Below are 26,462 nucleotides of genomic sequence, written 5' to 3'. Positions count from 1 at the left end.
AGCGGTAGGTGCGCACCCACCGCGCCAACCAAGGTTGGCACCTACCAAACGGGTCAGCGCAGGGCGTCGGCGGGGACGTCGATGGCCATGGCCAGGGCCAGGTGGTCGGAGAACGCGGCCGGTACGGCTTCCACGCTGCGGGTCTGCAGGTTGCTGCTGACCAGGATGTGGTCGATGGCCCGGTCCGGGCGCCAGCTGGGGAAGGTCGGCACCACGCAGCCCGGCGGCTGCAGCCGGGTCTTCTGGTACAGCACCTGCATTTCCGGGCGCTCGGCCAGGCAGTTGAAATCGCCCATCAGCACGGCGTTGGGATGGTCGGACAGCAGCTCGGCGATGAAGCCGAGCTGGGACATCCGCGAACCCGCACCCAGTGACAGGTGGGCCACCGCCACGGCCAGGCCGTCCTCGCCATCGCCGAACTTGGCCAGCAGTACGCCGCGCCCGCCGATACGGCCGGGCAAGGCGTGGTCCTGTACTTCCACCGGTTCCAGCTTGCTCAGCAGGCCGTTGGCGCTGGACGCCACCCCTCCCATGCGCCTGTTCGGCTGGTGGCTCCAGTAGTTGAAGCCGGCGCGCTGGGCCAGGTAGTGGGTCTGGTTGGTGAAGCCCGACCGCAGGCTGCCCGGGTCGGCCTCCTGCAGGCCGACGATGTCATGGCCGCGCGCCAGGGTGGCGATCGCGTCCAGGCTGCTGCGCTTGCGTCCCGCCGGCAGCGCATGTGACCAGCTGCGGGTCACATAGTCGCTGTAGCGGCGGGTGCTCGAGCCGGCCTGGATGTTGGCCGTCAGCAAGCGCAGGGTCCGTGTGTGGGGGGAAGTCACGGCCGGCAATGCTTTCTCTCTGGATCAGTGCGCCTGGGCCGCACCGCGTTCGCGGGCGATCAGGTGGTCGGCGATGCGCAGCATGTCCGGGAAGGTCTTGCCCTTCACCAGGTACTTGCCGTTGATGATGATCGACGGGGTGCCGCTGATCTGGCTGCGCTGGGCGAACTGCTTGGCCGAGTTGGTCTTGGCATTCACCGCGAAGCTGCCCATGGTGGCGGCGAACTGCTTCGGATCCACGCCGTAGCCGGCGTAGAACTTGGCGATGTCGTCGACCGAGTCGGCGCCGCGCTCACCCTTCAGGGTCTGCTGCGAGTGGATGGCGGCGTACAGCGCCTCGTGGGTCTTTTCCTGCACGCCCAGGGTCTGCGCGGCGTAGAAGGCACGGGCGTAGTTGTCCCAGGTGCCGCCGAACATGGCCGGCACGTAGACGAAGTTCACGTCGCTGGGCAGGCCGGCCTTCCACGGGCCGACCAGTGGCTGGAAGGCGGCGCAGGCCGGGCAGACGTAACCGAAGATCTCGACCACTTCGACCTTGCCGGCAGCCGGCTGGAACGGCTGGCCGTTGCTGATCAGCTGGTAGTCGGCGCCTTCCACCGGGGCCGGGCCGGTCAGCGCGGTGGTGGTCGGGGCGGGGGCCGCAGCGGTGTCGGTGGCGGCCGGGGCAGCGCCTTCGGCGCCGGCAGCGGGCTCGGCGGCGGGGGTCGCGGCAGGCTCGGCGGCAGCCGGGGTCGCGGCCGGTTCAGCCGGAGCGGTGGTGTTGGTGGTGCCATCGTCGGCCTTGCAGGCCGCCAGGATCGGCAGCAGGGCTGCAAGTGCGAAAGCAGCGATACGGGTCTTCATTGAAACGTCTCCAGCATCTGGAAAGGTGGGGCCGGCGGCGGGCGCCGGCCAGGGGGAAATGATGACATGCGGCGGCGACAGCGCCGTGTCGATGGTCGGGATTGGTTCAGCGGCGGGCGCGGGCTTCGGAAATCAGCTTGGACGCGATGCGCAGCTGGTCCTCGAAGCTGTTGCCACGCACCAGGTACTGGCCGTTGATGATGATGGCCGGCGTGCCCGGGACCTGGGTGCGCTGGGCGAAGGCACGGGCCTCGGCGACCTTCTTCTGCACCGCATCGCCACGCAGGGCCTGCTTGTAGCGGTCGGCGCTCACGCCATAGGCGCTGTAGAAGGTGGCGAGCTCATCGGCCGAGACGTTCTGCATCGGCAGCGAACCCTGCTCGTGCAGGGCCTTGAACACGGCGGCGTGGCTGCGCTTGGCCACGCCTACTTCATCGGCGGCGTAATAGGCCAGGGCCCAGGCATCCCAGGCACCGCCGAAGGCGGCCGGGACCGGGGTGAAGCGCACGTCGGCCGGCAGCTTGGCGGCCCAGGCTTCCAGTTGCGGCTCGAAGTGGGCGCAATGCGGGCAGGTGTAGCCGAAGACTTCAACGACTTCGATCTTGCCGGCCAGGGGCTGGAACGGGCCGGACTTGGCGATGCGTTCGTAGTCTTTGCCTTCAACCAGCGGGGCATTGGCGGGGGTGGCGGCGTAAGCGGCCAGCGGCAGCATCACCAGCAGGGACAGCAGAAGGCGGGGAATCAACCTCATCGACACGCATCTCCATTGAAAATAACAACGCCGGCGCAGCCGCCGGCGTGAAGGAAACATACCGCAGCCGCGGGCCGCCGTGGCGACCCGGGCCGACCAGTGGCGGTCAGGGGGCGGCGGCCGGTTGCGCGGCGGCGGCTTCGGCGGCGATGTCATCGGCCTTGTTGTGCAGGCCCTGCAGGTAGCTGGAGAGGGCCTGGACTTCCTGTTCGCTGAGCTTCTGGGCCACGGCGGCCATGATCTGGAAGTGCGCCTTGTCGGTCTCGTTGGTCTGCCCGGCCTGGTACTCCTGCAGGCGGCGAGCGACATAGCTGGCGTGCTGGCCGCCGATATGCGGATAGGCCGGGCCCGGGTTGCCGGCGCCGCTGGGGCCGTGGCAGGCCATGCAGGCCGGCAGGCCGCGCGTGGCGTCGCCGCCGCGGTACAGCTGCTGGCCGATCTCGTAGAACTTCATGCCCTTGTAGGGGCCATCGGTCACGGCGGTATCGTCGGCGATGCCGGCGGTGGCCTTCTGGGTGGCGAAGAACGCGCCGATATCGCGCATGTCCTGCGGGGTGAGGTTCTGCACGAAGGGCACCATCGCCACCGATGCGCCGGAACTGCGCTGGCCGTTGGCGATGAGGGCCATCTGCTGGGCCACGTAGCGCTCGCTCTGGCCGGCGATGGACGGGTACATCTCCACCGTGGAATTGCCGTCGGCCCCGTGGCAGGCCGCGCAGGCCGAGGCCTTGGTCTGGCCGGCCTTGGCGTCGCCCCACGTGGTCTTGCTGAAATCGACCTCCAGCGAGGCCGTGCGGATCGGCCCGTTGTCCGGCAGCGGGGTCAGCGTGGTCTGCGCGAAGGCAGCAGCGGCAACGACGACGGCAGTGGCAAGAGCGGATACGGCAAGAACGCGAGCGTGGCGCATGCTAAAGCTCCGTATGGACCGGGCCGGGCGGTGGCCGCCGGCATCGCCCGGATTATCAACGCCGTTTCCGCGCACGGTCAACGCAGCAGTGCAGCATTTTCCCGGCCGGCGGCGCCGGGAACGGGCGCGCGGCGCCGCAACATGCGATCCTAGGCACATGTCATTGCTCATCGAACGCGCCCGTTACCACCTCTCGGCCCATAACGTGCGGCAGCTGCCGCCCGATGAAGGGGCCGAAGTGGCTTTCGCCGGCCGCTCCAACGCCGGCAAGTCCAGCGCCCTCAACGCGCTGACCCGGCAGAACTCCCTGGCCCGTGTGTCCAAGACCCCCGGCCGCACCCAGCAGCTGGTGTTCTTCCAGATCACCCCGGAAGCGCACCTGGTCGACCTGCCCGGTTACGGCTACGCCAAGGTGCCGCTGGACCTGCAGGCGCACTGGCAGGCCTTCATCGACCGGTACTTCCGCACCCGCGAAGCCCTCAAGGGCCTGGTGGTGGTGATGGACATCCGCCACCCGCTGAAGGACTACGACCGGCAGATGCTGTCCTACGCCGTGCAGCGCGGCATGCCGGCGCACGCGCTGCTGACCAAGGCCGACAAGCTCAGCCGCAGCCAGCAGATGCAGACCCTGCAGAAGGTGCGCAAGGAACTGCATTCGGCCTACGGCGACAGCGTCAGCGTGCAGGTGTTCTCCGGTGAGGACCGCACCGGCGTGGATGAAGCCCGCGGCGTGATCGGCGGCTGGCTGGGGCTGGCGTAAGGCGTCTGCTGGTCGCCCGGCTGGCAGCCGGGCGCTACCGACCTGCCTTCTGGTAGTGCCGGCCGCTGGCCGGCAACGGCGCCATGCCCGGCGGCACTTCATTTCAACGGCGAATACTCCGCCGGTACCCACGCATAGGCCTCGCCCTCGCGGCGCACGTGGCCCAGGCCGGGGAACGGCAGGTGCGCACCGGCCACCCACCAGCCCTGGGCGGTGGCCTGCTGCAGCAGCCCGCGACGGCTGGCGATGGCCGCCGTGCGGTCCGCATCGGCCTCGAAGGCCGCTTCCGGGTGTGCGAACTGCACCGCGTGGAAGTGCAGCACATCGCCCCACACCAGCAATGACTGGCCCTGGCTGTCGAACCGGTAGGAGACATGGCCGGGGGTATGGCCGTGGGTGTCCATCGCCACCGCGCCACCGGGCAGGGCATCGCCGGGGCTGAAGGTGCGCAGGTGACCGCTGGCCTGATACGGCGCCACCGCGTTGCGCGCCAGCGGGAAAGCGAAGCGCACGCCCTCCGGCGCACCGGCTTCGCTGGCCGGGTCCAGCCAGTAATCGGCATCGGCCCTGGACAGCCACACGGTGGCATTGGGGTAGGCCGGCTGGCCCTGCGCATCCAGCACGCCACACATATGGTCAGGATGGGCGTGGGTGAGCAGCACGTCGTCCACCTCCGCCGGGTCCACGCCAGCCGCGCGCAGGTTGCCCAGCACCTGGCCCAGGCCGGGACCGAAGCACTGCGCGGTGCCGGTGTCGACCAGGGTGAGGTGGTTGCCCTGGCGGACCAGGAAAGCGTTGACCGCGGTCTGCAGGCCTTTGCTGTCTTCGGGTACATAGCGGCCATCGAGCAGGCGGGTGACCAGGGTGGGCGCGACACCCACCACTTCCTGCCGGCCCAGCGCGACCACGCCATCGAACAGGGCGGTGACCTGCAGGGCGCCGACGCGCTGGTGGTAGACGCCCAGCACCTGTTGGGCGGGGGGCGGCGAGGTGGCTTCGGCCATGGCAGCCAGCGGCAGGGAGGACAGTGCCAGCAGCAGCGCGGCGCGCAGGGGCAGGTGATGGAGGTTCATGAGGGACTCGGCAAGGCGGGGGATTCCGTTGCCGTGCAGCGTGCCGGGTGGCGCGCGCGCGATGCGCTCAAACCACTGCGTGGAATGCTCAGGGGGCTGTGTACGGCAGGGCTTGCAGCCCTGCACCTGCTGCAGATCAACGTCAACGTCAACGTCAAAAGCAGAAGCTGGCTTCCTGTGGGTTGGCGGGGTGGGTCCGGTAGCAGGGGACGCCGTAAACCCATCCATGGGGGCTTGGTCGCGGCATCCATGCCGCTCACACCCCTGCCACCGGACCCACCCCGCCTTCGACAGTTTCCCGCGGCTGTTGGTGCCAGCTGCTGTTGGTGCCAGCTGCAATTGGTGGGTGCCGACCGTTGGTCGGCACGGGGTCGGCTATCGATGTCTGACAGATGTGTCGACCAAGGTCGACACCTACCAACCGCCTGCGGCAGTAGATCCACGCCATGCGTGGATGAATTCATTCGATATCTGACAGATGTGCCGACCAACGGTCGGCACCCACCAACAGCTGCGTGAACCTGTCGAAGGCGGGGCACTGTGGGTTTGCGGGGTGTGAGCCGCATGGATGCGTCGACCAAGCCCCCATGGATGGGTTTACGGCGTCCCCGCAAACCCACAGTGCCCCGCCATCCCACGGAATGCAGGCTTTTGACGTTGACGTTGCTTCTGCAGGTGCAGGGCTGCAAGCCCTGCCAGACAACCCCACCCTAGATGTCTGTCGGAGCCAACCCGTACCGCTCGGCGAAGCGCTTGCTGAAACTCGCCGCCGATCGATACCCCGCGCGTGCGGCCACCGTCTTCAGTGGCAGGTCCGTCGTGTACAGCAGCGTCATGCCGTGTGCCAGCCGCGCTTCGGTCAGCAACTGCCGCAGGCTGGTGCGCTCGGCCGCCAGGCGACGGCGCAGGGTCGCGCCGCTCAGCGCGAACTGGTCTTCAACGTCGCGCGACTGCCAGTCCCGCGCCGGCTCGGCCGCGATGCGGTCGCGGATCTGTTCGCCCAGGCTCGGTGCCTGCGGCAGCAGCAGGTTGCCGTGGCCCTGCCGGCACCACGCCAAGACCAGCTCGGCCAGGGCCAGCCGTGCCTCGCTGTAGTGCCCATCCTGCAGCGCCTGGCGCCAGCGCCGCAGCACTGTGCCGTGGTCGCCCAGGCGTGGCTGCGCGATCGCATCGCCAGCGGCCGGCAACGCCTCGCTCCACAACGTGCGCGCCGCGCCCAGCACTTCCGCGCACAACGGCACGATGGCACTGAGGTAACGGCCGGTGCCCGCATCGGGCGTGTTGACCACATCGATCCGGCAGCGCTGGGTGAACAGCAGCATGTCGCCGGCGTGCACGGTCAGCGACTGGTGCGCCGTGCGTACCTGCTTGCTGCCTTCCAGCAGGATCACGAACTGCGGTTGTGGAATGTCCACCGAGCTGGCGCCGTGTTCGCGGCGCGCGGTGATGCAGGCATAGCCTTCGGCGCGGTCGCAGCCGGCCAGGCTGGCCATCTCCGCCAGCAGGGCGACGGCCGGTGGCAGCATCGCGGTCATGACAGGTGGGCTCCCAGCAGTCTGCCAATGCCGGCGGCGGCGGCCATCGCCAGCGCGCCCCAGAACATCACCCGCACGGCACCGCGCACCGGCGGCGCACCACCGGCACGGGCGGCCATCGCGCCGGTCAGGCACAGGCCGAGCAGGGTGCTGGCGGTGGTGGCCACGGTGACCTGCGCCGCGCTGGAGAACAGGGCGGTGAGCACCGGCAGCGCCGCGCCGCAGGTGAAGGCACCGGCCGAGGCGAGGGCGGCCTGCAGCGGGCGCGCGCGCAGGGTGTCGGTAATGCCGAGTTCGTCGCGCGCGTGTGCGCCCAGCGCGTCGTGTGCGGTCAGCTGTTCGGCCACCTGCCGGGCCAGTGCCGGCTCCAGGCCGCGATGCCGGTAGATCGCGGTCAGCTCGTCCAGTTCGCTGTGCGGGTCTTCGTGCAGTTCGCGCATTTCCACGGCCAGGTCGGCCGCTTCGGTGTCGGCCTGGGTCTGCACCGACACGTATTCGCCGGCGGCCATCGACATGGCACCGGCGACGGTGCCGGCCACGCCAGTGGCCAGGATCGTGCTGGCCGAGGCGCCGCTGGCGGCCACGCCCACCACCAGGCCGGCCACCGAGACGATGCCGTCATTGGCTCCCAGTACGGCGGCGCGCAGCCAGCCCACGCGATCGGCGCGGTGCAGTTCCGGGTGTCGTGAATGGCGGCTCATGGCCTGAGTGTACGGGGGTCAAGAGGTCGTCGGTAGGATGCTGAAACCCGTCACCGTCGCATGCTGCGAAGGGCCGCCACGCTATAGTGCGCCCTTGCGATGGAAGGCCCCCAGCCCCACATCCCCTGCCACTGTCCAGCGAGTCCTCCCCTTGTCGAGCCCCAGCCACGTCGCCGATACGCCCATTACCGACCGCTCGGAGCTGGTCGAGGTGCTTGCCTCCGGCGAAAAGCCCCGTGCGCAGTGGCGCATCGGTACCGAACACGAGAAGTTCGGGTTCCGCCTGGATGACCTGCGCCCGCCGACCTTCGAAGGCGAGCGTGGCATCGAAGCCCTGCTCAACGGCCTGACCCGCTTCGGCTGGGAACCGGTGCAGGAGAACGGCAACACCATCGCCCTGCTGCGTGACAACGCCTCGGTGACGCTGGAGCCGGCCGGCCAGCTGGAACTGTCCGGCGCGGCGCTGGAAACCATCCACCAGACGTGCGTGGAAACCGGCACCCACTTGAATGAAGTGGCACAGGTGGCCGGCGAACTGCAGCTGGGCTTCCTCGGCATGGGCTTCCAGCCGAAGTGGCGCCGCGATGAAATGCCGTGGATGCCCAAGGGCCGCTACAAGATCATGCGTTCGTACATGCCCAAGGTCGGTTCGCTGGGCCTGGACATGATGACCCGCACGTCCACCGTGCAGGTGAACCTGGATTACGCCACCGAAGCGGACATGGTGAAGAAGTTCCGCGTGTCGCTGGCGCTGCAGCCGATCGCCACCGCGCTGTTCGCCGATTCGCCGTTCACCGAAGGCAAGCCGAACGGCTACCTGAGCTACCGCTCGCACATCTGGACCGACACCGACGCCGACCGCACCGGCATGCTCGACTTCGTGTTCGAGGATGGCTTCGGTTACGAGCGCTATGTCGATTACCTGCTCGACGTGCCGATGTATTTCTCCTACCGCGATGGCATCTACCACGACGCCAGCGGGCAGAGCTTCCGTGATTTCATGCAGGGCAAGCTGCCGGTGCTGCCCGGTGCGCTGCCGACGCTGCGCGACTGGTCGGACCACATGACCACCGCCTTCCCGGAAGTGCGCCTGAAGAAGTACCTGGAAATGCGCGGTGCCGACGGTGGCCCGTGGAGCCGCCTGTGTGCGCTGCCGGCGTTCTGGGTGGGCCTGTTGTACGACGACACCGCGCTGGATGCTGCCTGGGACCTTGTGCGCGATTTCAGCCTGGCCGAGCGCCACGCGCTGCGCGACGGCGTGCCGAAGCATGCCATGGGCCTGCCGTTCCGCAACGGCACCGTGCGCGACCTGGCCCGCGAAGCCGTGAAGATTTCCGTGGAAGGCCTCAAGCGCCGCGCCGCGCGCAATGCCGATGGCCAGGACGAAAGCAAATTCCTGGACGTGCTGCAGGAAATCGTCGAGTCGGGCCTGACCCCGGCCGAGCGCAAGCTGGCGCTGTTCCATGGCCGCTGGCATGGCGACGTGGACCCGGTGTTCCGCGAGTTTGCTTATTGATCGCGCTGCGTGGCCGCCGGGCATGGCCCGGCGCTACCGTCCCTTGCCATGAGCCAGTTCATCTTGTTCGAGCAGAATCCTGCCGCAGAGGGAACAGGGCGGGATGAAATGGCGGCAGCGCGGAACAGTGACTTCCTGGCTGAAGTTGCCGACCTCTACTTCCCTGGGGCGGAACAGGTAGTCAGTTGCGCCGCAGTTGCCGGGGATGCCAGTGATCTGATCAACGACGTCTACCTGCGCATCAGATCCAACTCAGATGTGGAAGGCTCGCGTATCGCCCGGCTGGTGAAGCGTGCGTTCGAGATGAACATCGGGTTCGTGTTCTGGGCTGGATCGGACTACAGGGATCTGCCCGCCATAGGGTCCTATGCGGACTTCCTGCAGGCGCTGGCGGAGCAGGCTGAGCAACAGCCCGTTGACGTCTTCATGAAATGGATTCCGCATCGTGTCGGTTGATTTGACTGGGCTGACCGTGTCAGCCGGCTGTGCGCCAGAAAAAACCCCGGCATTGCCGGGGTTTTTTCGTTCCATGACTGTGGCGATCAGGCCTTGATGGTGGCCATGTCGATCACGAAGCGGTAGCGCACATCGTTCTTCGCCATGCGCTCCCAGGCCTGGTTCACGTCCTTGATGTTGATCACTTCAACATCGCTGACGATGCCGTGCTCGGCACAGAAGTCCATCATTTCCTGGGTTTCGGCCATGCCGCCGATCGCAGAACCGGTGACGTGCTTGCGGCCGAAGATGACCGTGCCGCCCATCAGCGGCGGGTCCAGCTCGGTGATGACGCCGACCAGGCACATGGTGGCATCGCGCTTGAGCAGGCTCATGTACGGGTTGGTGTCGTGGCTGACCGGCACCGTGTTGAGCAGGAAGTCGAAGCTGTTGGCGTGGGCCTTCATCTGTTCGGCGTCGCGCGAGACCAGCACTTCGTCGGCGCCCAGACGCTTGGCGTCGGCACCCTTTTCCGGGGTGGTGGTGATCATCACCACGGTGGCGCCCATCGCCTTGGCGAACTTCACGCCCATGTGGCCGAGGCCACCCAGGCCGATCACGCCCACCTTCTGGCCCGGGCCGACCTTCCAGTGGCGCAGCGGCGAGTAGGTGGTGATGCCGGCGCACAGCAGCGGTGCGGCAGCCTTCAGGTCCAGCTTTTCAGAGACCTTCACCACGAAGCGCTGCTCGACCACGATGTGGTCGGAGTAGCCGCCCATGGTCAGCTCGCCGGTGTTGCGGTCGTGGCTGTTGTAGGTATAGGTCGGGCCCTTTTCGCAGTACTGCTCCAGGTCGTGGTCGCAGGCATCGCAATGGCGGCAGGAATCGACCATGCAGCCGACGCCGGCGAAATCGCCGACCTTCAGGGTGGTGACGGCCGGGCCGACCTCGACCACGCGGCCGATGATCTCGTGGCCGGGCACCATCGGGTATTCGGCGCCGCCCCAATCGTCGCGGGCCTGGTGCAGGTCGGAATGGCAGATGCCGCTGTACAGCACTTCGATGCGGATGTCGTTGGCGCCGACGGCGCGGCGTTCGAAGGTGAAGGGCTCAAGCGGGGCGGTGTTGGTGCGTACCGCATAACCATGGGCGAGGGACATGGGGAATCCTTGGCGGGGTTTGTCGAAAGGCGCTTTACAATACGCCCCTCGTTCCGGCCTACAAAGCCCGGATATCGGCATGATTCATCAAGGCAGACTGCACAATCATGGCCACTGACAATCTTTCGCACCTGGCGGCCTTTGCTGCGGTGGCGCGCCATCGCAGCTTCCGCAAGGCTGGCGGCGAGCTGACGCTGTCGACCTCGGCGGTGAGCTATGCGATCCGCGCGCTGGAAGAGCGGCTGGGGGTGGGCCTGTTCCACCGCACCACCCGCAGCGTGGCCCTGACCGAGGCCGGGCAGCGCCTGCTGGACCGGCTGCAGCCGGCGCTGGGCCAGGTGCATGACGCGCTGGAAGAAATGAACCAGTTCAGGGACAGTCCGACCGGCCTGCTGCGCATCAATGCGGCCCGCTCGGCGGTGCCGAACCAGCTTGGCCCGCGGCTGACCCGCTTCCTGCGCGCGCACCCGGATGTGCGCCTGGAGCTGACCGAGAACGATGGGCTGGTGGACATCGTGGCCGAAGGTTTTGATGCCGGCGTGCGCCTGCACGAGTTCGTGCCCGAGGACATGGTGGCGGTGCCGTTGGGGCGGGCGCTGCACGGCATGATCGTGGCCTCGCCGGACTACCTGCGCCGGCACCCGGCGCCGCAGCATCCGCGCGACCTGCTGCAGCACGAATGCATCCGTTTCCGCTTCGCCAGCGGGCACCTGTACAAGTGGCAGTTCGACCGCAATGGGCAGTCGCTGGAAATCGATGTGCGCGGGCGGCTGACGCTGAGCGAGCAGACCACCATCATCCGCGCGGTGCTCGATGGGTTCGGCCTGGCCTACGTGCTGGAAGATGCCGCGCGCCCGCACCTCGAGGCCGGGACAATGGTGGCGGTGCTGCAGGACTGGAGCGAACCGTTTCCCGGCTTCGTGCTGTATTACCCGAAGCAGCGGCAGATGGCGTCGGCGCTGCGTGCGTTCGTGGACATGCTGCGGGAGTGATGCGGTGCCGACCAACGGTCGGCACCCACCGTGGATGGCCGGCGCCGCTCACTCCACCAGCGCGTCGTACCCCAACCCGACGAACTGGATCAGGCAGAACCCGTGCCCGAAGGGATCGGCCAGCACCGCCAGCCGTCCCCAGCGCCGCTCGCTCACCGGCAGTTCGATCACCGCGCCTGCAGCCACCGCGCGTGAGAGCGCGACGTTGATGTCTTCCACCACCCAGTCCAGGTGCAGCGGCGTCCAGTGCCGCTCGAAATCGCGCACGTCGCCCTCATCGGTAGCCACGCTGCCGTCGTCGCTCTGCAGCAGGTACAGCGGGGTGGGGCCGCCGAGCAGTTCCAGCGCGGCCGCCCCCAGGCGGCGGCCGGCATGCAGGCCGAACGCTGCAACGTAGAACGCTTCGGCAGCGGCCAGGTCGGGCACATCGATGTTGACGATGAAGGTGCGGGCGGGGGAGTCCATGGCAGGGGTCTGCGGAGGCCGGTTGCACGCAGTCTAGACCTGCTGGAGCAGGCTGCGGGTTCATCTGCCGGGTGAATTCAGGCAAGGTAGGTGGCTCCCCATGAAAAGGACATCCATGAGCAGATTGACCGACATCGAACAGGCGACCGGCCAGGCATTCCCGCCGCTGTTCCAGCAGCTGCATGACGCAGGTCGGTTGAGCTGGGGTGGCAGCCACCCGCAGTGGTCCGAAACGGTGTTTCCCACGCTGCAGGACGACCCGCCGGTGCTGCTGTATGCGCAGGAGTACGAGCCGCTGGAGCACGACGAGCTGCTGGAGGCGTGGCAGGAGCTCACGGCCGAAGATCACTACAATCCCCTGCGCGCGGACCTGCAGCTGCTGCCGTTCGCACGCACCGGCGCAGGTGACAGCTATTGCTTCTGGACCAATGCCCCCGGTTTTGACGAGCCGCCGGTCGTGCTGGTGTGGCATGACGATGATCGTGCCGATGTACTGGCCGCCAACTACCAGGACTTCGTGTTCCGCAAGATGGTTGAAGCGGTGGCGGACTATGAGCGGCCGTACTCGCTGCTGTCGCATGGCGAGCTGGCCGTGAACCTGCAGCGCTGGTTGCAGAACCACCAGCCGGTTCTGCGCGCCGACCAGTATGCGGCAGTGGCGGCGCTGTTCGCGCGCGAGGGCGAAATCGCTGAAGGCGACATCACCGATGACGACGCGCAGGCGCTGGTACAGCAGGTGATCGGCTTCCCGCGGCTGGACGAGTCGTTCGCCTACGTGCGCGAGGACGCTTGAACGCATGGGGTCAGATCCGCGCCTGGCGCGGCTCTGACCCCATGCCCGGTCAGACCGCGACCGGGTAATCCAGATACCCTTCGCGGCCGCCGCCGTAGTAGGTATCGCGATCGGGGGTGGCCAGTGCGATGTCCTGCTGCAGCCGCGCGACCAGGTCCGGGTTGGAGATGAAGGGCTGGCCGAAGGCGGCGATGTCGATGGTGCCTTCATCGACCAGGCGCAGCGCGTACTCACGGGTCATGCCGCCGGCCAGCAGCACGGTGCCGCCGTAGGCCTGCTTGAAGGCCTTCAGGAACGCCTCGCCGATGGCGCGCTCGCCGTGCAGGTAGTTGTCATTCAGATGCACGTAGGCCAGCCCGCGCTTGCCCAGTTCTTCGGCCAGGTACAGGTAGCTGGCCTCGTTCTCGGCATAGGCCGGCATGTCGAAGACCTGGCTGTTCGGTGCCAGGCGCACGCCGACGCGGTGCGCACCGATGCGCGCGGCCATCGCATCCACGGTGTCCAGGATCAGCCGTGCGCGGTTGCGCAGCGACCCGCCGTACAGGTCCTGCCGATCGTTGGTGAGCGGGTTGAGGAACTGCTCGAACAGGTAGCCATTGGCAGCATGCAGTTCGATGCCATCAAAGCCGGCGGCGATGGCATTCTCCGCGCCGCGCACGAAGTCGCTGACGATGCCCGGCACTTCCTCGGTGCGCAGGGCGCGCGGCGGGGTCGGGTCGACGCGGCCGCGGCTGCCATCGTCCAGGTACACGAACGCGAAGTACCTCGGATCGCTGCCCACCGCACGCGTACCGGCGCTGACCGGCTGGCCGCCGTCGGGCTGCAGCGAGCTGTGCGACATGCGGCCGACGTGCCACAGCTGGGCGAAAATGGTGCCCTGCGCCGCGTGCACGGCGTCGGTCACCTGCTTCCAGCCCGCCACCTGTTCGTCCGACCAGATGCCGGGCACATCGACGTAGCCCTGGCCCTGCGGCGACACCGGCGTGCCTTCACTGATGATCAGGCCGGCACTGGCGCGCTGCTGGTAATACTCGGCGGTCAGCGCGTTGGCCACGGCGCCGGGGTTGCGCGCGCGGGTCATCGGCGCCATCGCGATGCGGTTGTGCAGCGGGGTTCCCGCCAGGTCGAAGGGGCGGAACAGCAGGTCGGTCATCTCGGTCATCTCGGTGTGGGGGAGGGCGCCCGCGGCGCCATGCACACAGGATGGAGTTGACATCGAGGCACATAAAGAGCTTCGATTTCCCATTTGGCGGGACATCATGTCCCCAATGGAGGCTGCAGATGCTGCCCGTGGAATCCCTGAACGGCCTGGTGACCTTCGTCACCACGGCCCGTGCCAGCACCTTCACCGAAGCGGCCGAGGCGCTGGGCATCTCGCGCTCGGCGGTGGGCAAGGCCATCGCGCGGCTGGAGGCGCGGCTGGGCGTCCGCCTGTTCCATCGCACCACCCGGCGCATCTCGCTGACCACCGACGGCGAGGCCTACTACGCCTCGTGCGCGGCCGCGCTGGATGAGATTTCCGCCGCCGAGGCCTGCCTGGGCTCGGCCGCGCACCTGCCCAGCGGGCGCCTGCGCATCGACATGCCCTCGTCGTTCGGCCGCCTGGTGGTGATGCCGGTGCTGCTCAAGCTCTGCCAGCAGTACCCGGACCTGCAGCTGACGGTGACCTTCACCGACCACTTCGTCGACCCGATCGAGGAGGGCATCGACCTGCTGATCCGCTTCGGCAGCCTGCAGCAGGCCGAGCACCTGGTGGCGCGCCGGCTGGGCAGCCAGCGCCTGGTCACCTGTGCGGCGCCGTCCTACCTGCAGGCGCACGGCGTGCCGCGCAACGTGGACGAGCTGCGCCAGCACCGCAGCATCGTCGGCTACCGCCATGGCCAGCCGATGGCATGGCGGATCGGCCCGGACGGGGAGGGCGGCACCTTCATTCCCTCGGCCACCCACCAGCTCAACGATGGCGACGCGGTGATCGACGGCGCCATTGCCGGGCTCGGCATCTGCCAGATGCCGGTCTCGCTGGTGCGGCGGCACCTGCAGTCCGGCGCGCTGCAGTCGGTGCTGGACGACTGCATGCAGCGGCACATCGAGATCCACGCGCTGTGGCCGCCCACCCGCCACCTGCGGCCGAAGGTGCGCTACGTGGTGGATGAGCTGACCCGGCTGGCCAGCACCGGTGCGTTCGACTGAACGCCTTCGATCGCCTGCTGGATTGAGTGCCGGCGCCGCCTGTGTATACTATCCCCCAGTATAGTTCCGCAGGTGGCCGCCATGCCGCATTCCCCCGAAGAGAAGAAGAAGGTCCTGGCCCGCGTGCGCCGTATCCGCGGCCAGTGCGATGCGCTGGACCGTGCGCTGGAGGCGGGTGCCGACTGCGGGCCCGTGCTGCAGCAGATCGCCGCCATCCGTGGCGCGGTCAACGGGCTGATGTCCGAGGTGATGGAAGCCCATCTGCGCGAGGAATTCGGCCAGCCGGCCACTTCCGACGAACAACGCGCCGAACGCGTGCGCGAGATGAGCGGGCTGATCCGCTCGTACCTGAAATAAACAACGGCGCAACATAGCGCCGCCCATCCTGTTACTGCCTGTCTTTGGAGAGTCCGCCATGAAATCCCGTGCCGCCGTCGCCTTTGGTCCTGGCCAGCCGCTGCAGATCGTCGAGATCGACGTCGCCCCGCCGAAGGCTGGCGAAGTGCTGGTCAAGATCACCCACACCGGTGTCTGCCACACCGATGCGTTCACCCTGTCCGGCGATGACCCGGAAGGCCTGTTCCCGGTGGTGCTGGGCCATGAAGGCGCCGGCATCGTGGTGGAAGTGGGCGAGGGCGTGACCAGCGTCAAGCCGGGCGACCACGTGATTCCGCTGTACACCGCCGAGTGCGGCGAATGCCTGTTCTGCAAGAGCGGCAAGACCAATCTGTGCGTGTCGGTGCGCGCCACCCAGGGCAAGGGCGTGATGCCCGACGGCACCAGCCGCTTCAGCTACAACGGCGAGCCGATCTACCACTACATGGGTTGCTCGACCTTCAGCGAGTACACCGTGGTGGCCGAAGTCTCGCTGGCCAGGATCAACCCGGACGCGAACCCGGAGCACGTGTGCCTGCTCGGCTGCGGCGTCACCACCGGCATCGGTGCGGTGCACAACACCGCCAAGGTGCAGGAAGGCGACAGCGTGGCCGTGTTCGGCCTCGGCGGCATCGGCCTGGCGGTCATCCAGGGTGCGCGCCAGGCCAAGGCCGGCCGCATCATCGCCGTGGACACCAACCCGTCCAAGTTCGAGCTGGCCCGTGAATTCGGCGCCACCGACTGCATCAACCCGAAGGACTTCGACAAGCCGATCCAGCAGGTCATCGTTGAAATGACCACCTGGGGCGTGGACCACAGCTTCGAGTGCATCGGCAACACCAGCGTGATGCGTGCGGCGCTGGAATGCGCGCACCGTGGCTGGGGCCAGAGCGTGGTGATCGGCGTGGCCGGTGCCGGCCAGGAGATCTCCACCCGTCCGTTCCAGCTGGTAACCGGCCGCAAGTGGATGGGCACCGCCTTCGGCGGCGTGAAGGGCCGCAGCCAGCTGCCGGGCATGGTGGAAGACGCGATGAAGGGCGATATCGAGCTGGCCCCGTTCGTGACCCACACCATGGACCTGGACAAGATCAACGAAGCCTTCGACCTGATGCATGAAGGCAAGTCGATCCGCTCGGTCGTCCATTACTGAGCCTGGGCATGGGCTGGCTGGATGCCCTGCGCCGGCCGCGTGCGGAAGATCCGCGCGCGGCCCTGGTCGCCCCGATCGAGCAGGCGCTGCGCGCGCTGGGCTGGGTCGAGGGCGAGGTTGGTGCGCCGCGTGCGGTGGATTCGCCGTTCGGCATCGATGAGATGCCGTTCGAGCACTGGCTGGCGCAGGTGTTCCTGCCGCGCCTGCACGAGGCGCGCGCCGATGGCCACTGGCCGCCGCGCAGCGACGTGGCGGTGGCGGCCTGGCGCAACCTGGACGGCCAGCCCGGCGTCGAACCACTGCTGCAGCTGCTGACCCGGCTGGATGCAACGATCAATACAGGCGTGCGCTGACGCGCCGCGCAGGAGAACACCATGGAACGCATCGAACACCGCGCCTGTTTCGGTGGCTGGCAGGACGTCTACCGCCACCACTCGGCCACCCTGGGCTGCGATATGCAGTTCGCCGTGTACCTGCCGCCGCAGGCGGCCACGCAGGCGCTGCCGGTGCTGTACTGGCTGAGCGGCCTGACCTGCACCGAACAGAACGTCATCACCAAGGCGGGTGCGCAGCGCTACGCCGCCGAGCACGGCGTGATCCTGGTGGCGCCGGATACCAGCCCGCGCGGCGATGACGTCGCCGATGCCGAAGGCTACGACCTGGGCAAGGGTGCCGGTTTCTATCTCAACGCCACCGAACAGCCGTGGGCGAAGCACTACCGCATGCACGACTACGTGGTGCACGAACTGCCGGCGCTGATCGAAGCGAACTTCCCGGCCAGCGATGCGCGTGCGATCAGCGGCCATTCGATGGGTGGGCATGGCGCGCTGGTGCTGGCGCTGCGCAACCCGGGCCGCTACCGCAGCGTGTCGGCGTTCTCGCCGATCGTCGCGCCCAGCCAGGTGCCGTGGGGCCAGAAGGCCTTCACCGCGTACCTGGGCGACAACCCGGCCGACTGGGCGCAGTGGGATGCCACCGCGCTGGTGGCCGATGCCAGCGAGCGCCTGCCGCTGCTGGTCGACCAGGGCGATGCGGATGAGTTCCTGCAGAACCAGCTGCAGCCCGAACGCCTGCAGCAGGCCTGCGAGGCCGCCGGCCACCCGCTGACCCTGCGCCTGCAGCCGGGCTATGACCACAGCTATTACTTCATCGCCAGCTTCATCGGCGAGCACATCGCCCACCACGCCCGCGCGCTGCACGCCTGAGTTGTAGTGCCGGCCGCTGGCCGGCATTGCCTTCGGAACCGTCGAGCACGCTCGACGTTACGGCGGCCAGCCGCCACGCATGGCGTGGCGCTACCTGTCGTCGTCTTCTTCCGCCGCTTCACGGCCCTGCTGGCGGATCAGGGCTTCTTCGCGCGCATCGTTGATGGCGTGGCGCACGCTGTCCAGGTCGATGGTGGATTCATCGTGCACGAAGGTGCCGGTCAGCTCGCTGTCCGGCAGCAGGTTGCCCGCCTCGAACAGCGCCCACATTTCCTCGCCATACCAGGTGTCCAGCAGTTCGGGGGCGAAACGGCCCAGGTAGGCGGTGAGGTTGTTGACGTCCCGCAGCAGCATGCTGCGCGCGGCATTGTTGCCGCCGGCACTGACCACCTGCGGGAAATCGATCACCACCGGGCCATCGGGACCGACCAGCACGTTGTACGGCGACAGGTCGCCATGGATCAGGCCGCAGCACAGCATGCGCACCACCTGGCGGACCAGGGTCTGGTGGAACTGGCGGGCCTGTTCCGGCTCCAGCACCACCTCGCCCAGGCGGGCGGCAGAGAAACCGTCGGCATCGGTGACCAGCTCCATCACCAGCACGCCGTGGTAGTAGCCGAACGGCTCGGGCACGCGCACGCCGGCATCGCGCAGCTGGTACAGCGCGTCCACCTCGGTGTTCTTCCAGGCCGTTTCCTGCTGCTTGCGGCCGTACTTGCTGGCCTTGCCCACCGCACGCGCCTCGCGGCTGCCGCGCACCTTGCGGCCTTCCTGGTACTGCACGCGCTGCTGGAAGCTGCGCTGGGCCATGTCCTTGTAGACCTTGGCGCAGCGCACCTCGTTGCCGCTGCGTACCACGTACACGGCCGCTTCCTTGCCGCTCTTGAGCGGGCGGAGCACTTCATCGATCACGCCGTCGTCGATCAGCGCACGCAGTCCTTCAGGAGTTTTCACGGGGTCTCGGGGCGGCCGGCGCGGAGGCGCTTGCTGGGATGGGGAGGGATTTTCGCATTTACAGGTCGCGGCTGCCCAGCGGCTTCCCGGGGTGGCCTGCGGCAGTCGCCTGGCATCCGCCCCAGGAGACGGCGGCCACCGTCGCGGATCCGCCTTTTCCAAAGCGGATCACGCCGCGGTGGCCGTGTGCTGCGGTATGGTGCGCGCATACGGCCTTGCGGATGGGGGTAGTGCATGCCGGTAGTGCTGGCGCTGCTGTACCTGTTTTGCCACGGGTTGGTCGTGGCGTTCTGGCCTGGGACGGCCGGTGGCGGTTCGTTTGGCTTCCTGACCGCGGCCCCCTTGCTGGCCGCGGCCGCCTGCCTGTGGCGGGCGCAACGTGACCGGGCGGCGCTGGGGTGGCGTGCCACCGCGCTGGCCCTGCTGCTCTGGGCCGGCGGCATGGGCTTCAACATGCTCGATGCGCTCAGTGCCGGGCGGGCCAACATCACCCCCAGCGTGAGCCTGCTGCTGTATGTGCTGTATGGCGTGCCGCTGGTGTTCATCCTCGCCCGGGCCCGGCGCGAGCGCTGGACCATCAGCCTCATCGACGGCCTGATGGCCGCCCTGCTCGGCGTGCTGTTCTTCGTGCACACGCAGTCCTTCGCCGACCGCATCGACGTCGATGACCAGGCGATGGCCAACATGCAGCACATGTTCGACATCCAGAACCTGTGCATCGCCGCCTTCGCCGTGGTGCGCTGGCTGGCCGGCGATGTGCCGGAGCGGCGGGTGTTCTTTCGTGCGCTGGCCCTGTACGCGCTGGGCTACCTGCTGGTGGCGTTCTACATCAACCATTACACCGCCGAGCAGTCCTTCGGCGCCTATAACGACCTGCTGATCGACATGCCGTTCCTGCTGCTGGCCCTGCTTGCACTGCGCCAGGCACCGGCCCGCGGCGTGGTGCTGCACCCGCGGCTGTCGCGGCTGGTGCAGGCCGGCGGGCCGATGATCCTGCCGCTGCTGCTGCTGGTGGTCGGCACCCTGGTGGTGGACCACGCGCGGCCGCTGGCGCTGGCTGGGTTCGTAGTGGCCACGCTGGGCTTCAGCCTGCGCAGCACCCTGCTGCAGATCGATCTGCTGGAACGCCAGGCCGGGCTGGACCAGCTGGCGCGGCAGGATGGCCTGACCGGCGTTGCCAACCGGCGCCAGTTCGACACGGTGCTGCAGGCCGAGTGGAACCGCGCCCGCCGCAGCGGCACCGAGCTGGCCCTGCTGCTGGTGGATATCGACCACTTCAAGGCGTTCAACGACCAGCACGGCCACCCGGCGGGCGACCGATGCCTGCGCGCCGTGGCGGCCGTGCTGCAGGCCACCGCCGGGCGCGCGGCTGACAGCGTGGCGCGCTATGGCGGCGAGGAATTCGCGGTGATCGTGCCGGGCAGTTCGCTATCGGGCGTGCTGGCGCTGGCCGAGCGGCTGCGCCTGGCAGTGGAAGCGCTGAGCCTGCCCGAAGGCCCGGTCAGCATCAGCATCGGCGTGGCTTACCTGCACCCGCCGGCCACGGCCAGCGCCGACCAGCTGCTGGCCGACGCCGATGCCGGGCTGTACGCCGCCAAGCGTGCCGGCCGCAACCAGGTGACCCTGCACGCCCGGGTGCTGGACGATGAGAGCGGCGAAGAAGGCGTGATCGACTGCTGAGGCGTTGCCGGCCTGGCGATCAGCACAGGCCCGGCAACGACGCCGGGTCTGTGCGTGGCATGTCAGTCGGCAGTGACGTCGACAATCTTGACGTCGTTTGCATCCTGCGCCAGCGCGATGATCTCCGCGGCGGTCATGCCGCTCACATCGTCCTTGATCGGCACGATGGACGGATCCGGTCTGCCGGCGAGATCGTAAGCGCTATTCACGCCGCGCATGTTGAGCTTGAGCATCGCGACGGCCAGCTCCGCCTGCCCGGCAGCAGGCAGGGCATCGAACATGGCCGCGAAGCTGCTGCTGGCCGCTTCATCACTGCTCGCGTCGATGCGCGGCACTTCCTTGGCGATGGCGCTGCCGGCACACATTGCCAGCAGCAGGCCGGTACAGATCAGGGTCTTGCGCATGACAGATCCTTGTCTCGGTTGATGGGACCACAATAGCGGCCCGGCACCGTGCGGGCAACGTGCGCGATGTCAGCCGCCGCGCGTTTCCACCAGCACCGGGCACGGCGCGTGGTCCAGCGTCCACTGCGCCACCGAGCTGTCGAGCAGCCGCTGCAGCCGCGACAGGTGGCGATGGCCGATCACGATCAGGTCGGCCCCCAATTCGCGCGCCTGGGTGCTGATCACTTCGCCCGGATCGCCCGCCGGCAGCAGCGGGCGGGCATCGATGCCGCGCTCGCGCAGCTGTGCGATGGCGTCCTGCAGCAGGCCCTCGGCCTTCGCCTGCTGGCGCGCCGCGGCGGGGTATTCGCGGCGGTCGGCGTCGCCGGCATCGGCGGGCAGGGCAAACTCCGGGTCGATCACGCAGAGCAGGTGGATGCGGCTGCGCGGGCCGGCAACGTGGGTGACCAGGTCCAGCAGGGCGTCGTGCTGGGGGCCGCCATCGAGGGCGACCAGCAGGGTGGTGAACATGGGGAGGCTCCTTGGCAGGCGGTGATGGTCGCCCATGCCGCGCCGCGCACCCATGCCGTGCGGCGCAGGCAATACCTGCACGGGATGCAATCGACTTTGGCCAAGGGTGTCGTAGAGTCATTCCATCTGCTGGAGAATGCCATGCCCTTGCCTGACCTGAACCTGCTGCTCGCGCTGGATGTCCTGCTGGATGAAGGCAGCGTCGCCGGTGCGGCACGCCGGATGAACCTCAGCGCCCCGGCCATGAGCCGTACCCTCGGGCGGATCCGCGAGGCGCTGGGCGATCCGGTGCTGGTGCGGGCCGGCCGCGGGCTGGCGCCGACCCCGCGCGCGCTGGAGCTGCGCGAGCAGGTGCGTGATGTGATCGAGCAGGCGCACCGGGTGTTCCATGATGGCCGCGAAGTGGACATCCAGACCCTGGAGCACACCTTCAGCATCCGTGCCAACGATGTGTTCATCGGCAGCTACGGCGGTCGCCTGCGCGAGGTGTTCCGCCAGCAGGCGCCACGCTGCACGCTGCGCTTCATGCCTGAAGGCGATACCGACGATGATGCGATGGTGCAGGGCCGGATCGACCTGTTCATCAGCACCGCCGGCAAGCATGCACCGGAGACCAAGGTGCAGAACCTGTTCACCACGGCGCTGCTGGGCGCGGCGCGCGAGGATCATCCGTTGTTCGACGGGGACATCACCGCCGAGCGTTTCGCCGCCTGCGACCACATTGCCGTCTCGCGGCGGGGCATCGCCCATGGTCCGATCGATGATGAGCTGGCGCAGATGGGCCTGGCCCGACGGGTAGCGATGGTGATCCCCACCTTCCATGGCGCGATCTTCGCAGCGGCCGCGTCGGACCTGGTGCTGCCGCAGATGCCGAGCGTCATGCTCGATCGCATCGCTTACATGGGGCTGCCGCTGCGCATGTTCCCGCTGCCGGTATCGGTGCGCACGGTTGCCCTGGTGCAGGCCTGGCACCCGCGCATGGACAACGATCCGGCACACCGCTGGCTGCGCCGCGCGATCAAGGCGATGTGCGACGCTGACGCCGTGTAGGTCCTGAAGGCGTGCCGACCAACGGTCGGCACCTACCAGAATCGACATCCCCCCGGATACGTGCGTCCCGCGCACGGGTGGCATCGCACCCACGCCATTTTTCGCAGCAGTGGGCCTGCCTAGACTGCGCTCCCCACCGTCACCGAGCGCACGCCATGTCGCTTCACCTGCCGTGCGCTGCACGGATCGGCCGGCACCGATGAGCGCGGTCGCCTTGCCCCGGGCACCCGCCGCGCCCTCTGCCCCCACCTTCGACCGCCGCATCGTGGTGGGCCTGTGCGGCGTGCTGCTGGTGGTGCTGGTGTCGGGTTTCAACGAGAACATCACCAAGGTCGCGCTGGCCGACATCCGCGGCGCGATGGGCTTCAGCGTCGATGACGGCAGCTGGATCATCAGCGTGTACAGCGCGATGTCGGTCAGTGCGATGGCATTCGCGCCGTGGTGTGCGGTGACGTTCTCGCTGCGCCGCTTCGCCCTGGTGATGATTGCCGCCTTCATGCTGCTGGGCGTGCTGTGCCCGCTGGCACCGGACCTGCCCACCTTCCTGCTGCTGCGCGCGCTGCAGGGCCTGGCCGGTGGCGCGCTGCCGCCGCTGCTGATGAGCGTGGCGCTGCGCTTCCTGCCACCGGGCATCAAGCTGTACGGCCTGGCCGGCTATGCACTGACCGCCACCTTCGGGCCAAGCATGGGCACGCCGCTGGCCGCGCTGTGGGTCGAGCACGCGGGCTGGCAGTTCGCGTTCTGGCAGATCGTACCGTTCTGCGTGGCTGGCATGGCGATGGTCGGCTGGGGCCTGCCGCAGGACCCACTGCGGCTGGAGCGCTTTGCCCAGTTCAACGGCGTGGGCCTGGCCCTGGGGCTGCCCGCGCTGGTCATGCTGGTGCTGGGCCTGACCCAGGGCGCGCGCCTGAACTGGTTCGATTCGCCGTTGATCACGGTGCTGCTGGGCGGCGGCAGCGGCCTGCTGGTGCTGTTCCTCATCAACGAATGGTTCCACCCGCTGCCGTTCTTCAAGCTGCAGCTGCTGGCCCATCGCAACCTCAGCTACGCGCTGGTGACCTGCGTGGGCGTGCTGTTCGTGCTGCTGGCCGTCATTTCCATTCCCTCCGGCTACCTGGCCAGCGTGCAGGGTTACCGCCCGCTGCAGACCGCGCCGATGCTGCTGTGGGTGGCGCTGCCGCAGGTCATTGCGCTGCCGCTGGTGGCCACCCTGATGAACCAGCGTGCGGTGGATTGCCGCTGGGTACAGGCGGCAGGGCTGTTGCTGCTGGCCGCGGCCTGCTTCCTCGGCGCGCACCTGGACGTGCAGTGGAACCGCGACAACTTCCTGTGGGTGCAGTTGCTGCAGGTGGTGGCACAGCCGATGGCGGTGCTGCCGTTGCTGCTGCTGGCGACCACCGGCCTGGCACCGCAGGACGGTCCGTTCGCCTCGGCCTGGTTCAACACCGTCAAGGGTTTCTCCGCGGTGTTCGCCGGCGGCGTGCTCGATGCGGTCGGGCAGTCGCGGCGCCACCTGCATTCCACCGCGCTGGTGGACCACCTGGGCAACCAGCCGTGGCTGCCGGCCAGCACCGATCTGCCCGCACGCCTGCACGCCCAGGTCCAGGCGCTGACCTCGGCCGACCTGTACTGGCTGGTGGCGCTGGTGGCCCTGGGCTGCCTGCCGCTGCTGCCGTGGGCGACCCGCGTCCATCCGCCACGTGCCGTGGCCTGACTCCCACTTTTCAAGGACTCCCCCGCATGAGCCTCAACAAGACAACCCTCAATACCGGCCTTGCGCTGGGCGTGCTGGCGCTGGCCATCGGCGGCTGGCTGCTGCTGCGCGACGGTCGCTACCAGCGCACCGACAACGCCTACGTCAATGCTGATTTCACCGTGGTCGCACCGAAGGTGGCCGGCTTCGTCAGCAGCGTCGAGGTGCAGGACAACCAGAAAGTAAAAGCAGGTGATGTGCTGGCCCGCATCGATGACCGCGACTACCAGGTGGCACTGCAGGCGGCGCGCGCCGACCTGGCCAATGCGCGCGCGCAGCTGGCCAATGCGCAGGCCGCGCTGGCACAGCAGGGCTCGCTGATCGAACAGGCCCGCGCCAGCGTCGATGTCAGCCGTTCCGAGCTGACCCTGGCCAGCGCCGACCAGCAGCGCTACCGCGAACTCGCCCGCGATGGCGCCGGTACGGTGCAGAACGCGCAGCAGGCGCAGTCGAAGCAGGCCGTGGCCAATGCGCACCTGCAGCAGGGGCAGGCGGCGCTGAGCACCGCGCGCCAGCGCACCGGCATCCTCGCTGCCGGCGTGCAGTCGGCGCAGGCCGCCGTGCAGCGCGCCGAAGCGGCGCAGGCGCGGGCGGAACTGGATCTTTCGCACACCGAACTGCGCGCACCCATCGACGGGGTGGTCGGCCGCCGCGCGGTACGCGTCGGTGCCTACCTGACGCCGGGCACGGCGGTGGCGGCCGTGGTGCCGCTGCAGCGCGCCTTCGTGGTCGCCAATTTCCAGGAAACGCAGATGACCCGCATGCACGCCGGCCAGCCGGTGGAGCTGACGGTGGACGTGTTCCCCGGCACGCGCCTGCACGGCCACATCGACAGCATCGCCCCGGCCACGGGCGTGACCTTCGCCGCCGTCGCGCCGGAAAACGCCACCGGCAACTTCACCAAGGTGGTGCAGCGCATTCCGGTGAAGATCGTGCTGGAACCGGGCCAGCCGCTGCTGGACCAGTTGCGCGCCGGCATGTCGGTGGAAGCGCGCGTGGACCTGCAGGGCGGGGAGGGCGCATGAGCACGCGTCGCGCAATGAAGACGCTTGCCAGTGCTGCGCTGTGCCTGGCCGTGGCGGCGTGCACGATGGGGCCGGACTTCGTGCGGCCGCAGGCCGGGCTGCCGGCGCAGTGGCAGGGCGAGGCCGTGACCACCACGCCTCTCGACGACGATGCAGCCTGGTGGGCCGGTTTCCATGATCCGCTGCTGGGCCAGCTTGCCGGGCAGGTGCTGCAGTCCAACCTGGACCTGCAGCTGGCCGCCAACCGGGTGCAGCAGAGCCGCGCGGCGCGTGGCATCAGCGCGGCCGACCGGCTGCCCTCGGTGGCGGCCAGCGCCAGCGGTGTGCGCGCACGCAACAGCGAGGTCGGCCTGAGCGATCCCTCCGGCAATGCGGGCCGCGAGGACTTCGGCCTGTTCCAGGCCGGCATCGGCCTGAGCTGGGAGCTGGACCTGTGGGGCCGCGTGCGCCGCCAGGTGGAAGCGGCCGACGCCCGCGTGCAGATGGCCGAGGAGGACGCGCATGCGGTGCGCATTGCGCTGCTGGCCGAAACCGCGCGCTCCTACCTGCAGCTGCGTGCGACCGCGCAGCTGCTGGCGATCACCGAGGACAACCTGCGCATCGCCGCCGACATCCAGCGCCTGACCGAGGCGCGCCAGCGCCAGGGTGTGGCCAGCACGCTGCAGGTCTCGAGCGCCGCGGCGCAGGTGGCCGCGCTGCAGGCACGCATCGCCCCGCTGCGGCACCGCCAGTCGCAGCTGCGCAATGCACTGGCCTTCCTGCTGGCCAGGCCACCGCAGGCAGTGGATGCGCAGCTGCAGGACGTGCGTGCCGATTGGCCGGTGCTGCCGCCGGTGGCGGTGGGGCTGCCCAGTGAACTGGCCGAACGCCGACCGGACATCCGCCGCGCCGAAGCGGCGTTGCATGCGGCCACCGCGAACATCGGCGTGGCCAAGGCCAGCTTCCTGCCGCGCATCACCTTGAATGGCGATGCGGGATTCCAGGCAAAGCAGCTGGATGACCTGGACGGCTGGGATGCACACCGTTTCAGCATCGGGCCGTCGATCAGCCTGCCGATCTTCCAGGGCGGGCGCCTGAAGGCCAATCTGGCGTTGAGCCGGCTGCAACAGCAGCAGTCGGCGCTGCAGTTCCAGCGCACGGTGCTGCAGGCCTGGCATGAAGTGGACGATGCCATCGACGGCTACGCGGCCGAGCAGCAGCGCAGCACGCAGCTGCAGGTGGCCGTTGCGCAGAGCGAAACCGCCCTGGGCGCGGCGCGCCGGCAATACCAGGCCGGCGTGGTGGACATGCTGGATGTGCTGAGTACCCAGCGCATCGCGCTGGACAACCAGGCCGCGCTGGCCAACAGCCAGGCCACGGCCGCCATCGCCCGGGTGGAGCTGTACCGCGCGCTGGGCGGTGGCTGGCAATGACA

28 protein-coding genes are annotated in these 26,462 nt (G+C 68.5%); 15 read left to right on the top strand and 13 right to left on the bottom strand.

Annotated elements, in window-relative coordinates:
* Positions 1-53: 53 nt before the first annotated feature.
* The 4 genes from C1927_RS17815 to C1927_RS17800 form a co-directional block, all read right to left on the bottom strand.
* Complete coding sequence (locus C1927_RS17815) at positions 54-791, bottom strand: endonuclease/exonuclease/phosphatase family protein (RefSeq protein ID WP_174208737.1); 738 nt, start codon at positions 789-791, stop codon at positions 54-56.
* A gap of 54 nt (positions 792-845) precedes the next feature.
* A complete protein-coding gene (locus tag C1927_RS17810) occupies positions 846-1,664 on the bottom strand; it encodes a thiol:disulfide interchange protein DsbA/DsbL (RefSeq protein WP_079223323.1) in 819 nt (272 codons plus the stop codon).
* Positions 1,665-1,770: 106 nt separating this feature from the next.
* A complete protein-coding gene (locus C1927_RS17805; RefSeq protein WP_079223321.1) occupies positions 1,771-2,415 on the bottom strand; it encodes a thiol:disulfide interchange protein DsbA/DsbL in 645 nt (214 codons plus the stop codon).
* Positions 2,416-2,521: 106 nt separating this feature from the next.
* Entirely contained in the window at positions 2,522-3,322 is an 801-nt protein-coding gene (locus C1927_RS17800; RefSeq protein ID WP_108747359.1) for a c-type cytochrome, read from the bottom strand.
* Between the two features lie 157 nt (positions 3,323-3,479).
* Here C1927_RS17800 and yihA point away from each other — a divergent pair, with 157 nt between their 5' ends.
* Positions 3,480-4,082, top strand: coding sequence for a ribosome biogenesis GTP-binding protein YihA/YsxC (yihA, locus tag C1927_RS17795; RefSeq protein WP_079223317.1), 603 nt, complete (start codon positions 3,480-3,482; stop codon positions 4,080-4,082).
* Positions 4,083-4,180: 98 nt separating this feature from the next.
* Here yihA and C1927_RS17790 read toward each other — a convergent pair whose 3' ends face one another.
* The 3 genes from C1927_RS17790 to C1927_RS17780 all read right to left on the bottom strand — a co-directional run bounded on the left by C1927_RS17790 (position 4,181) and on the right by C1927_RS17780 (position 7,391).
* On the bottom strand, positions 4,181-5,155 hold the full coding sequence (locus C1927_RS17790; protein WP_079223316.1) for an MBL fold metallo-hydrolase: 975 nt from the start codon (positions 5,153-5,155) through the stop codon (positions 4,181-4,183).
* Positions 5,156-5,865: 710 nt separating this feature from the next.
* Positions 5,866-6,690, bottom strand: coding sequence for a helix-turn-helix transcriptional regulator (locus C1927_RS17785; RefSeq protein WP_079223314.1), 825 nt, complete (start codon positions 6,688-6,690; stop codon positions 5,866-5,868).
* Entirely contained in the window at positions 6,687-7,391 is a 705-nt protein-coding gene (locus tag C1927_RS17780) for a VIT family protein (RefSeq protein ID WP_108747358.1), read from the bottom strand. Before C1927_RS17780 ends, C1927_RS17785 begins: the two co-directional genes overlap by 4 nt.
* Before the next feature lie 151 nt (positions 7,392-7,542).
* Between C1927_RS17780 and C1927_RS17775 the strand changes: the two genes are divergently transcribed.
* Together C1927_RS17775 and C1927_RS17770 are read left to right on the top strand one after the other, a co-directional pair.
* Positions 7,543-8,907, top strand: a complete 1,365-nt coding sequence (locus C1927_RS17775; RefSeq protein ID WP_108747357.1) for a glutamate--cysteine ligase — start codon at positions 7,543-7,545, stop codon at positions 8,905-8,907.
* A 48-nt stretch (positions 8,908-8,955) separates the two neighbouring features.
* Positions 8,956-9,363 (top strand): hypothetical protein, encoded by a 408-nt coding sequence (locus C1927_RS17770; protein WP_159095377.1) that lies wholly within the window; start codon positions 8,956-8,958, stop codon positions 9,361-9,363.
* Positions 9,364-9,449: 86 nt separating this feature from the next.
* Here the strand turns inward: C1927_RS17770 and C1927_RS17765 are convergent, their stop codons facing one another.
* Positions 9,450-10,502: an NAD(P)-dependent alcohol dehydrogenase gene (locus C1927_RS17765; protein ID WP_079223306.1), complete on the bottom strand. Its 1,053-nt coding sequence runs from the start codon at positions 10,500-10,502 to the stop codon at positions 9,450-9,452.
* A 107-nt stretch (positions 10,503-10,609) separates the two neighbouring features.
* Here C1927_RS17765 and C1927_RS17760 point away from each other — a divergent pair, with 107 nt between their 5' ends.
* Positions 10,610-11,494, top strand: a complete 885-nt coding sequence (locus tag C1927_RS17760) for a LysR family transcriptional regulator (RefSeq protein ID WP_108747355.1) — start codon at positions 10,610-10,612, stop codon at positions 11,492-11,494.
* A gap of 48 nt (positions 11,495-11,542) precedes the next feature.
* Here the strand turns inward: C1927_RS17760 and C1927_RS17755 are convergent, their stop codons facing one another.
* Positions 11,543-11,959, bottom strand: coding sequence for a VOC family protein (locus tag C1927_RS17755; RefSeq protein ID WP_079223302.1), 417 nt, complete (start codon positions 11,957-11,959; stop codon positions 11,543-11,545).
* 115 nt (positions 11,960-12,074) lie between these two features.
* Between C1927_RS17755 and C1927_RS17750 the strand changes: the two genes are divergently transcribed.
* On the top strand, positions 12,075-12,752 hold the full coding sequence (locus tag C1927_RS17750; RefSeq protein ID WP_108747354.1) for an SMI1/KNR4 family protein: 678 nt from the start codon (positions 12,075-12,077) through the stop codon (positions 12,750-12,752).
* A 49-nt stretch (positions 12,753-12,801) separates the two neighbouring features.
* Here C1927_RS17750 and C1927_RS17745 read toward each other — a convergent pair whose 3' ends face one another.
* A complete protein-coding gene (locus C1927_RS17745) occupies positions 12,802-13,905 on the bottom strand; it encodes an alkene reductase (RefSeq protein WP_079225371.1) in 1,104 nt (367 codons plus the stop codon).
* Between the two features lie 128 nt (positions 13,906-14,033).
* Here C1927_RS17745 and C1927_RS17740 point away from each other — a divergent pair, with 128 nt between their 5' ends.
* From C1927_RS17740 to fghA, 5 genes are all read left to right on the top strand, one after another.
* A complete protein-coding gene (locus C1927_RS17740; protein ID WP_079223299.1) occupies positions 14,034-14,942 on the top strand; it encodes a LysR family transcriptional regulator in 909 nt (302 codons plus the stop codon).
* Between the two features lie 81 nt (positions 14,943-15,023).
* Complete coding sequence (locus C1927_RS17735; RefSeq protein WP_079223297.1) at positions 15,024-15,299, top strand: metal/formaldehyde-sensitive transcriptional repressor; 276 nt, start codon at positions 15,024-15,026, stop codon at positions 15,297-15,299.
* A 58-nt stretch (positions 15,300-15,357) separates the two neighbouring features.
* Complete coding sequence (locus C1927_RS17730) at positions 15,358-16,467, top strand: S-(hydroxymethyl)glutathione dehydrogenase/class III alcohol dehydrogenase (protein WP_108747353.1); 1,110 nt, start codon at positions 15,358-15,360, stop codon at positions 16,465-16,467.
* 8 nt (positions 16,468-16,475) lie between these two features.
* Positions 16,476-16,820 (top strand): YqcC family protein, encoded by a 345-nt coding sequence (locus C1927_RS17725; protein ID WP_108747352.1) that lies wholly within the window; start codon positions 16,476-16,478, stop codon positions 16,818-16,820.
* Positions 16,821-16,841: 21 nt separating this feature from the next.
* Positions 16,842-17,672 carry an S-formylglutathione hydrolase gene (gene fghA, locus C1927_RS17720; RefSeq protein ID WP_079223294.1) on the top strand — a complete coding sequence of 277 codons (831 nt, stop codon included), beginning with the start codon at positions 16,842-16,844 and terminating at the stop codon, positions 17,670-17,672.
* Between the two features lie 90 nt (positions 17,673-17,762).
* Here the strand turns inward: fghA and C1927_RS17715 are convergent, their stop codons facing one another.
* Complete coding sequence (locus C1927_RS17715; RefSeq protein WP_079223293.1) at positions 17,763-18,626, bottom strand: PA4780 family RIO1-like protein kinase; 864 nt, start codon at positions 18,624-18,626, stop codon at positions 17,763-17,765.
* 234 nt (positions 18,627-18,860) lie between these two features.
* On the opposite strand from C1927_RS17715, the gene C1927_RS17710 reads away from it, so the two are divergent.
* Positions 18,861-20,306: a GGDEF domain-containing protein gene (locus tag C1927_RS17710; RefSeq protein WP_108747351.1), complete on the top strand. Its 1,446-nt coding sequence runs from the start codon at positions 18,861-18,863 to the stop codon at positions 20,304-20,306.
* Between the two features lie 62 nt (positions 20,307-20,368).
* Here C1927_RS17710 and C1927_RS17705 read toward each other — a convergent pair whose 3' ends face one another.
* Together C1927_RS17705 and C1927_RS17700 are read right to left on the bottom strand one after the other, a co-directional pair.
* The gene (locus C1927_RS17705; RefSeq protein WP_108747350.1) at positions 20,369-20,710 is read right to left on the bottom strand and encodes a hypothetical protein; all 342 of its coding nucleotides are present in this window, start codon (positions 20,708-20,710) and stop codon (positions 20,369-20,371) included.
* A 69-nt stretch (positions 20,711-20,779) separates the two neighbouring features.
* Complete coding sequence (locus C1927_RS17700; protein WP_108747349.1) at positions 20,780-21,220, bottom strand: universal stress protein; 441 nt, start codon at positions 21,218-21,220, stop codon at positions 20,780-20,782.
* A gap of 141 nt (positions 21,221-21,361) precedes the next feature.
* Between C1927_RS17700 and C1927_RS17695 the strand changes: the two genes are divergently transcribed.
* The 4 genes from C1927_RS17695 (at position 21,362) to C1927_RS17680 (ending at position 26,460) form a co-directional block, all read left to right on the top strand.
* The gene (locus C1927_RS17695) at positions 21,362-22,270 is read left to right on the top strand and encodes a LysR family transcriptional regulator (RefSeq protein WP_079223289.1); all 909 of its coding nucleotides are present in this window, start codon (positions 21,362-21,364) and stop codon (positions 22,268-22,270) included.
* A gap of 199 nt (positions 22,271-22,469) precedes the next feature.
* Positions 22,470-23,984 (top strand): MFS transporter, encoded by a 1,515-nt coding sequence (locus tag C1927_RS17690; RefSeq protein WP_108747348.1) that lies wholly within the window; start codon positions 22,470-22,472, stop codon positions 23,982-23,984.
* Between the two features lie 26 nt (positions 23,985-24,010).
* Entirely contained in the window at positions 24,011-25,048 is a 1,038-nt protein-coding gene (locus C1927_RS17685) for an HlyD family secretion protein (RefSeq protein ID WP_108747347.1), read from the top strand.
* Positions 25,045-26,460 carry an efflux transporter outer membrane subunit gene (locus tag C1927_RS17680; RefSeq protein ID WP_108747346.1) on the top strand — a complete coding sequence of 472 codons (1,416 nt, stop codon included), beginning with the start codon at positions 25,045-25,047 and terminating at the stop codon, positions 26,458-26,460. Before C1927_RS17685 ends, C1927_RS17680 begins: the two co-directional genes overlap by 4 nt.
* Positions 26,461-26,462: the final 2 nt, after the last annotated feature.

This window comes from Stenotrophomonas sp. ZAC14D1_NAIMI4_1 (assembly GCF_003086775.1).
In the GTDB taxonomy this organism is placed as follows: domain Bacteria; phylum Pseudomonadota; class Gammaproteobacteria; order Xanthomonadales; family Xanthomonadaceae; genus Stenotrophomonas.
This window is presented reverse-complemented; position numbering and strand designations above follow the sequence as displayed.

What these genes read in the sequence shown, in the direction of transcription:
- C1927_RS17810 (WP_079223323.1), bottom strand. Translation starts at nt 1,664, where the DNA reads ATGAAGACCCGTATCGCTGCTTTCGCACTTGCAGCCCTGCTGCCGATC.
- C1927_RS17805 (WP_079223321.1), bottom strand. Translation starts at nt 2,415, where the DNA reads ATGAGGTTGATTCCCCGCCTTCTGCTGTCCCTGCTGGTGATGCTGCCG.
- C1927_RS17800 (WP_108747359.1), bottom strand. Translation starts at nt 3,322, where the DNA reads ATGCGCCACGCTCGCGTTCTTGCCGTATCCGCTCTTGCCACTGCCGTC.
- yihA (WP_079223317.1), top strand. Translation starts at nt 3,480, where the DNA reads ATGTCATTGCTCATCGAACGCGCCCGTTACCACCTCTCGGCCCATAAC.
- C1927_RS17790 (WP_079223316.1), bottom strand. Translation starts at nt 5,155, where the DNA reads ATGAACCTCCATCACCTGCCCCTGCGCGCCGCGCTGCTGCTGGCACTG.
- C1927_RS17785 (WP_079223314.1), bottom strand. Translation starts at nt 6,690, where the DNA reads ATGACCGCGATGCTGCCACCGGCCGTCGCCCTGCTGGCGGAGATGGCC.
- C1927_RS17780 (WP_108747358.1), bottom strand. Translation starts at nt 7,391, where the DNA reads ATGAGCCGCCATTCACGACACCCGGAACTGCACCGCGCCGATCGCGTG.
- C1927_RS17770 (WP_159095377.1), top strand. Translation starts at nt 8,956, where the DNA reads ATGAGCCAGTTCATCTTGTTCGAGCAGAATCCTGCCGCAGAGGGAACA.
- C1927_RS17765 (WP_079223306.1), bottom strand. Translation starts at nt 10,502, where the DNA reads ATGTCCCTCGCCCATGGTTATGCGGTACGCACCAACACCGCCCCGCTT.
- C1927_RS17760 (WP_108747355.1), top strand. Translation starts at nt 10,610, where the DNA reads ATGGCCACTGACAATCTTTCGCACCTGGCGGCCTTTGCTGCGGTGGCG.
- C1927_RS17755 (WP_079223302.1), bottom strand. Translation starts at nt 11,959, where the DNA reads ATGGACTCCCCCGCCCGCACCTTCATCGTCAACATCGATGTGCCCGAC.
- C1927_RS17750 (WP_108747354.1), top strand. Translation starts at nt 12,075, where the DNA reads ATGAGCAGATTGACCGACATCGAACAGGCGACCGGCCAGGCATTCCCG.
- C1927_RS17745 (WP_079225371.1), bottom strand. Translation starts at nt 13,905, where the DNA reads ATGACCGACCTGCTGTTCCGCCCCTTCGACCTGGCGGGAACCCCGCTG.
- C1927_RS17740 (WP_079223299.1), top strand. Translation starts at nt 14,034, where the DNA reads ATGCTGCCCGTGGAATCCCTGAACGGCCTGGTGACCTTCGTCACCACG.
- C1927_RS17735 (WP_079223297.1), top strand. Translation starts at nt 15,024, where the DNA reads ATGCCGCATTCCCCCGAAGAGAAGAAGAAGGTCCTGGCCCGCGTGCGC.
- C1927_RS17730 (WP_108747353.1), top strand. Translation starts at nt 15,358, where the DNA reads ATGAAATCCCGTGCCGCCGTCGCCTTTGGTCCTGGCCAGCCGCTGCAG.
- C1927_RS17725 (WP_108747352.1), top strand. Translation starts at nt 16,476, where the DNA reads ATGGGCTGGCTGGATGCCCTGCGCCGGCCGCGTGCGGAAGATCCGCGC.
- fghA (WP_079223294.1), top strand. Translation starts at nt 16,842, where the DNA reads ATGGAACGCATCGAACACCGCGCCTGTTTCGGTGGCTGGCAGGACGTC.
- C1927_RS17710 (WP_108747351.1), top strand. Translation starts at nt 18,861, where the DNA reads ATGCCGGTAGTGCTGGCGCTGCTGTACCTGTTTTGCCACGGGTTGGTC.
- C1927_RS17705 (WP_108747350.1), bottom strand. Translation starts at nt 20,710, where the DNA reads ATGCGCAAGACCCTGATCTGTACCGGCCTGCTGCTGGCAATGTGTGCC.
- C1927_RS17700 (WP_108747349.1), bottom strand. Translation starts at nt 21,220, where the DNA reads ATGTTCACCACCCTGCTGGTCGCCCTCGATGGCGGCCCCCAGCACGAC.
- C1927_RS17695 (WP_079223289.1), top strand. Translation starts at nt 21,362, where the DNA reads ATGCCCTTGCCTGACCTGAACCTGCTGCTCGCGCTGGATGTCCTGCTG.
- C1927_RS17690 (WP_108747348.1), top strand. Translation starts at nt 22,470, where the DNA reads ATGAGCGCGGTCGCCTTGCCCCGGGCACCCGCCGCGCCCTCTGCCCCC.
- C1927_RS17685 (WP_108747347.1), top strand. Translation starts at nt 24,011, where the DNA reads ATGAGCCTCAACAAGACAACCCTCAATACCGGCCTTGCGCTGGGCGTG.
- C1927_RS17680 (WP_108747346.1), top strand. Translation starts at nt 25,045, where the DNA reads ATGAGCACGCGTCGCGCAATGAAGACGCTTGCCAGTGCTGCGCTGTGC.